We start from the raw sequence: 5,889 nt of genomic DNA on the forward strand, positions 1-5,889 counted from the left end.
TGGCGTAACCCACCACTCCCGTCGACGCGGAAACGAAAGAGGTGGGTTACGCCCAGTGAATTGCGCTTCGCGCAATCGCAAGGCTAACCCAACCCTACGAGCTGTCCCGGATTGCGCTCGCTCCATCCGGCCTACAAGCCCTTGGGTTGCCCGTCAGGCAAAACATCCCACCGCTCGGTCAACCACCCCACTTTAAAATATTCCGCTTCACCGAAATTCGGATTTGTCGTATGTTTCGCCCATCCTGATCCGGCGAAGAGGGGCGGTCGTACGTCGTCACGAGCCGCGGATCGGGCTGCGGTGGACGTGGGCAGCGTCGTCGCGGATGCGGGTGGCAGGGCGGGGCGATGGATTGAGCCGAACCCCGTGAGCGACTTGCAAGCCGCGTTGTACGAACGGCGCCTCGCTCGCGTACGGCAAAACCGTGTGGTCCCGACCGTCGTCGCTACGGTCAAGTCTTGCGGATGCGGCATCAGCGTCAACCGGCGCGGTGCCGGTGACTTCCGCAAGGCGAGGGAGGCCAGAAGGAATTCGGCTCCCGGGAGAGCGCGGCATAAGCCGTCCGACCATCGCGCAGGGAAGGCCGTGTGTTCGGCTTCACCTGTATGCCGCTGTGCATTTCTCATTGCGCTACACGCGCACAGCGGACCGTGGGTGCTCAGTCGGCACCCGGCCTTCCCTGCGCCCTCTGTTCTCGGGGGGTGACGGAATGAAGCAAAGCTCGGGCGGGATCAGCCGCGAGGATGCGAAGGTATGTCTGCAAGTCAAAGTGCGGGCTGAACGAGCGGCGATGCTGCCTCATACTCCGTCATTGCGAGCGCAGCGAAGCAATCCAGAGTCTTTCCGCGGAGGGATCCTGGATTGCTTCGCTGCGCTCGCAATGACGAGGAGGAAACAATGCTGCGTCACAACTGCACTCCCGTGCCCCGGACGCAGATATCGTAGGGTGGGCAAAGCGAAGCGTGCCCACGTATCTTGCGTGTCGTTGCCGATTGGTGGGCACGGCGCGTGGCGCGTTTGCTCACCCAACGGCACCGTGAGATGCGCCGCAGCTGGCCTCACACTTCCCTTCTGCTCAAGAACGCCAGTCGCTCGAACAGGTGCACGTCCTGCTCGTTCTTCAGCAGCGCGCCGTGCAGCGGCGGGATCAGTTTGCGCGGGTCGCGTTCCCTAAGCTGCTCGACGCTCATGTCCTCGTTGAGCAGCAGCTTGAGCCAGTCCAGAAGCTCGGAGGTCGACGGCTTCTTCTTCAGGCCGGGCACCTCGCGCACCTCGAAGAAGATGCGCAAGGCTTCCTCGACCAGGCGCTTCTTGATGCCGGGGAAGTGGACGTCGACGATGCGGCCCATCGTGTCGGCATCGGGGAACTTGATGTAATGGAAGAAGCAGCGGCGGAGAAAAGCGTCCGGCAGCTCCTTCTCGTTGTTGGAGGTGATCATCATGATCGGTCGCTGTTTGGCCTTGATGGTCTCGCCGGTCTCGTAGACATGGAATTCCATGCGGTCGAGCTCGAGCAGCAAATCGTTGGGGAATTCGATATCGGCCTTGTCGATCTCGTCGATCAGGAGCACCGGGCGCTGCTCGGCCGTGAAGGCTTCCCACAGCTTGCCGCGCTTGATGTAGTTCTTGATGTCGGACACGCGGGCGTCGCCGAGCTGGCTGTCGCGCAGGCGCGACACTGCATCGTATTCGTAGAGGCCCTGCTGGGCCTTGGTGGTGGACTTGATGTGCCAGGTCAAAAGCGGCGCGTTCAGCGCCTTCGCCACTTCTTCCGCCAGCACCGTCTTGCCGGTGCCGGGCTCGCCCTTCACCAGGAGCGGCCGCTCCAGCACGATCGAGGCATTGACGGCGACCTTGAGATCGTCGGTCGCAACATAGTCCTTGGTGCCGGTAAATTTCATCGCGCGTCCTTGTTGGTCGTCGGCGGGAAGAGTGCCCAATTTCATGGCCCTCGCTCGCGACATGGGAACGGCCGCACGCGGCGGCCGTTCCTGGTTCGGTCAGGCTTTCAGACCCGTCTTATCAGCGAAAGGATGACCAGCACAATCACCGCGCCGATCGTGGCATCGACGATGGAGCCGACCGTGCCGGTCGCGAGCTCGATGTGCAGCTGGGGCAGAACCCAGCTTGCCACGAGCGCGCCGATGATACCGACGACGATGTTGCCGATCAGCCCAAATCCCGCCCCGTGGACAATCTTGCCGGCCAGCCAGCCGGCGATCGCGCCAATGATGAGCGCTGCGAGAATACCCATTGCATCAGTCCCCAAAGCGACCCGTTGAGGCCCTCAATTCTAGAGCAAAAAGCCTCCCGGTCCAGCGTCCCACGCCGGTCTCCGCCCCTTGACGTCCGTCCACCGACGGGCAATCTGTCACCCATGTTCCTGCAATTCTTCACGTCTCTGCGCGATGCGCAGGTCCCCGTCACGCTGCGCGAATACCTCACGCTGATGGAGGCGCTCGACGCTGACCTCAGCGACTATTCGGTCGAGAATTTCTACTATCTCTCGCGCGCCTCGCTGGTGAAGGACGAGCGCAATCTCGACAAGTTCGACCGTGTCTTCGGCACGGTGTTCAAGGGGCTGGAAAGCCTGCTCGACGCCATGGAGAAGGCGGAGATTCCCGAGGAATGGCTGAAGAAGCTCGCCGAAAAATACCTTTCCGAGGAAGAGAAGAAGCAGATCGAGGCCATGGGCTGGGACAAGCTCATGGAGACCTTGAAGAAGCGCCTCGAGGAGCAGAAGGGCCGCCATCAAGGCGGCTCGAAATGGATCGGCACCGCCGGCACCTCGCCGTTCGGCGCGCATGGCTACAATCCCGAAGGCGTCCGCATCGGCCAGGAGAAGAACCGCAACAACCGCGCCGTGAAGGTGTGGGACAAGCGCGAGTTCAAGGACCTCGACGGCAATGTCGAGCTCGGCATCCGCAACATCAAGGTGGCGCTGCGCCGCCTGCGCAAATTCGCGCGCACCGGCGCGCCCGACGAGCTCGATCTCGACACCACCATTCGCGAGACCGCCAATCACGGCTATCTCGACGTGCACATGCGCCCCGAGCGGCGCAATGCGGTGAAGCTGCTGGTGTTCTTCGACATCGGCGGCTCCATGGATTCGCATATCGAGCAGGTCGAGGAGCTGTTCTCGGCGGCGAAGAGCGAGTTCAAGCACATGGAATATTTCTACTTCCACAACTGCCTCTATGAAGGCGTGTGGAAGCAGAACAAGCGCCGCTTCACCGATCGCACCCCGACCTGGGACGTGCTGCACAAATATCCGCACGACTACAAGGTCGTGTTCGTCGGCGACGCCTCGATGAGCCCTTACGAGATCATGGTGCCCGGCGGCTCGGTCGAGCATGTCAACGAGGAGCCCGGCTCGGTCTGGCTCGACCGCATCATCCGCACCTATCCGCACACGGTGTGGCTCAACCCGGTCGCGCAGAAGCACTGGGACTATTCGGAATCCACCACCATCATCAAACGCATTTTTGCCAATCGCATGTACCCGATCACGATCGAAGGTCTGGAGAATGCGATGAAGGAATTGACGCACTAGCACCATCCACCGTCATTCCGGACGGCCGCAACGCGGCCGATCCGGAATCTCGGGATGGAGTGTGCTGATCGAGGTTCCGGGTTCGATGCTTCGCATCGCCCCGGAACGACGGAAGAGAAGAAGGGAGAACCACATGCCCCAAAACATCACCCGCGGCATCAAGCAGCTTTGCGACGAGGCCAATGCCGAGATCGAGACGCTCTCGGCCAAGGACGCCATCGAGATCTCCAAGAATGGCGACGTGGTCATCGTCGATATCAGAGATCCCCGCGAGATCGAGCGCGAGGGCCGCATTCCCGGTGCATTCTCCTGCACCCGCGGCATGCTCGAATTCTGGATCGATCCGCAGAGCCCCTACGCCAAGCCGATCTTCCAGGAGGACAAGAAGTTCGTGTTTCACTGCGCCGGCGGCCTGCGCTCCGCGCTCGCCGCCAAGACCGCGCAAGACATGGGTCTCAAGCCTGTCGCCCACATCGCCGGCGGCTTTGCCGCCTGGCGCGATGCCGGCGGACCGACGGAAGCGTGGGAGCCGAAGAAGAAGTAATTGCTCTCGTCATTCCGGGGCGTGACGAAGTCGCGAACCCGGAATCCATTTATCCACCAACTCTGCCGCACGATGGATTCCGGGTTCGTGCTGTGCACGCCCCGGAATGACAAGGAATTAGCAGCATGATCCCCGATCCCCTCGTCTCCACCGAATGGCTCGCCGCTCATATCAATGATTCCAACGTCAAAGTGCTCGACGCCAGCTTCAAGCTGCCGGGCGTGCTGCCGCTGCCGAAGGATGATTATCTCGCCGCGCATCTGCCGGGTGCTGTGTTCTTCGACGTCGACGCGGTGTCCGATCATTCCAATCCGCTGCCCCACATGTATCCGAGCGCCGAGCAGTTCGGCCGCGACATCGGCAATCTCGGCATTTCCAACGCCGACACCGTGGTGATCTACGATGCCGGCGGCTGGGTCGCCGCGCCCCGTGCGTGGTGGATGTTCCTGGCCTTCGGCCACAGCAATGTCCGCATCCTCAATGGCGGCCTGAAGAAGTGGCGCGCCGAGGGACGTGCGGTCGAGAGCGGCGAGGTCAAGCCGAAGCCTGCAAGCTTCAAGGCCAGTTACGATCCGAAGCGCGTGCGCAGCATGCAGCAGCTGATCGCCAACCTCGAAAGCCGCGCCGAGCAGGTGATCGACGCCCGCGCCGCCGATCGTTTCGAGGGCCGCGCCCCCGAGCCGCGCGCGGGCATACGCTCCGGCCACATCCCCGGCGCGCGCAATGTGCCTTATAGCCAGTTGTTCGATGCCGCGACCGGGGTGATGAAGCCACTTGAGGATTTGCGCGCCGCCTTCACCGGTGCCGGCGTCAAGCTCGATGCGCCGATCGTCACGAGCTGCGGCTCCGGTGTCTCCGCCGGCGTGCTGACGCTCGCACTCTATCGCCTTGGGATCACCGACACCGCGCTCTATGACGGCTCGTGGTCGGAATGGGGCCAGGAGGGCGGCCCGGCCATCGCGACCGGACCGGCGTAAGCCTTACTGGCGCGGGCGCGTGGACGCCGTGGCGAGCATCTGCTGCTGCCGCTGCTGTAGCTGCCGCTGCTGTAGCTGCCGCTGCTGTAGCTGCTGCTGTTGTAGCTGCTGCAGCTGCTGCTGTTGTTGTAGCTGCTGCAGCTGCCGTTGCTGGCCGAACGGATCGAGCGCCTCGTTGACCTGCTGAGGCGGCGCGCGCCGTACGATGCGGTGACGCTTCTTCGGCTTGTCTGCACGCGGCTTGCTGTCTTGCTTTGCGCTGTTGGCCTTGGGCTTCGCCGGCGGCGCGAGGTCGTTCAGTGCCGCCACTCTGGCCGCTGCGATGTCGCTCACGCGCGAGGCCAGCGCCGGCGTTGCGGTGCGCGGCACGTCGGTGGCGCTCATGGCCGGGGCCGGAATCGTCATGGCGATGGAAGCCGTGGTGTCGGCCGGGGTGAGCGTGTCGGTGGGCGCGGAAGCTGCCGCCTCACTCCTGGCCGGCTCAGGAGCCTGCGCTTCGGTGGCGGACGCAGCCGGCTCTGCCACCGCCGCGACGGCGACGACCTGAGGCTCAGACTGGGGCTCAGGCTGGACCTTGGCGTCGAGCGTCACCGCAGCCATCTGCTCGGGTCCCGTTTCGACCGCGGGCAGTCCGATGCTCGGGACCTGGTTGCTCGAGGGCTGGTAGCTCGAGACCTGGTTGCTCGAGACCTGGCTGCTCGAGACCTGGCTGCTCGAGACCTGGCTGCTCGAGACCTGCGCGGGCATCGCAGGCGCCGCATCGTTGGCGACCGGCGCGGCGGGCTCGATGCGCAGGGCCGCAAGCACCGGCTGGG

At 63.6% G+C, this 5,889-nt stretch carries 6 protein-coding genes; 3 read left to right on the forward strand and 3 right to left on the reverse strand.

Annotated features, from left to right (window positions below):
* Window positions 1-1,058: 1,058 nt before the first annotated feature.
* Both AOQ71_RS29270 and AOQ71_RS29275 read right to left on the reverse strand, forming a co-directional pair.
* Window positions 1,059-1,901, reverse strand: coding sequence for an AAA family ATPase (locus tag AOQ71_RS29270; RefSeq protein WP_018641030.1), 843 nt, complete (start codon window positions 1,899-1,901; stop codon window positions 1,059-1,061).
* 107 nt (window positions 1,902-2,008) lie between these two features.
* On the reverse strand, window positions 2,009-2,254 hold the full coding sequence (locus AOQ71_RS29275; RefSeq protein ID WP_057754156.1) for a GlsB/YeaQ/YmgE family stress response membrane protein: 246 nt from the start codon (window positions 2,252-2,254) through the stop codon (window positions 2,009-2,011).
* 123 nt (window positions 2,255-2,377) lie between these two features.
* Here AOQ71_RS29275 and AOQ71_RS29280 point away from each other — a divergent pair, with 123 nt between their 5' ends.
* The 3 genes from AOQ71_RS29280 to sseA all read left to right on the forward strand — a co-directional run bounded on the left by AOQ71_RS29280 (window position 2,378) and on the right by sseA (window position 5,074).
* The gene (locus AOQ71_RS29280; protein WP_057754158.1) at window positions 2,378-3,553 is read left to right on the forward strand and encodes a vWA domain-containing protein; all 1,176 of its coding nucleotides are present in this window, start codon (window positions 2,378-2,380) and stop codon (window positions 3,551-3,553) included.
* Window positions 3,554-3,686: 133 nt separating this feature from the next.
* Window positions 3,687-4,097: a rhodanese-like domain-containing protein gene (locus tag AOQ71_RS29285; RefSeq protein ID WP_057754161.1), complete on the forward strand. Its 411-nt coding sequence runs from the start codon at window positions 3,687-3,689 to the stop codon at window positions 4,095-4,097.
* A 125-nt stretch (window positions 4,098-4,222) separates the two neighbouring features.
* On the forward strand, window positions 4,223-5,074 hold the full coding sequence (sseA, locus tag AOQ71_RS29290; protein WP_057754164.1) for a 3-mercaptopyruvate sulfurtransferase: 852 nt from the start codon (window positions 4,223-4,225) through the stop codon (window positions 5,072-5,074).
* A 3-nt stretch (window positions 5,075-5,077) separates the two neighbouring features.
* Here sseA and AOQ71_RS45470 read toward each other — a convergent pair.
* Window positions 5,078-5,889: hypothetical protein (locus AOQ71_RS45470; RefSeq protein WP_162268424.1), on the reverse strand; the 812-nt coding region annotated here is incomplete at its 5' end.

Source organism: Bradyrhizobium manausense (assembly GCF_001440035.1).
Taxonomy (GTDB): Bacteria; Pseudomonadota; Alphaproteobacteria; order Rhizobiales; family Xanthobacteraceae; genus Bradyrhizobium; species Bradyrhizobium manausense.

Excerpts from the sequence above, each read along its gene's own strand:
- AOQ71_RS29285 (WP_057754161.1), top strand. The coding sequence starts at position 3,687 with ATGCCCCAAAACATCACCCGCGGCATCAAGCAGCTTTGCGACGAGGCC.
- AOQ71_RS29275 (WP_057754156.1), bottom strand. The coding sequence starts at position 2,254 with ATGGGTATTCTCGCAGCGCTCATCATTGGCGCGATCGCCGGCTGGCTG.
- AOQ71_RS29280 (WP_057754158.1), top strand. The coding sequence starts at position 2,378 with ATGTTCCTGCAATTCTTCACGTCTCTGCGCGATGCGCAGGTCCCCGTC.
- sseA (WP_057754164.1), top strand. The coding sequence starts at position 4,223 with ATGATCCCCGATCCCCTCGTCTCCACCGAATGGCTCGCCGCTCATATC.
- AOQ71_RS29270 (WP_018641030.1), bottom strand. The coding sequence starts at position 1,901 with ATGAAATTTACCGGCACCAAGGACTATGTTGCGACCGACGATCTCAAG.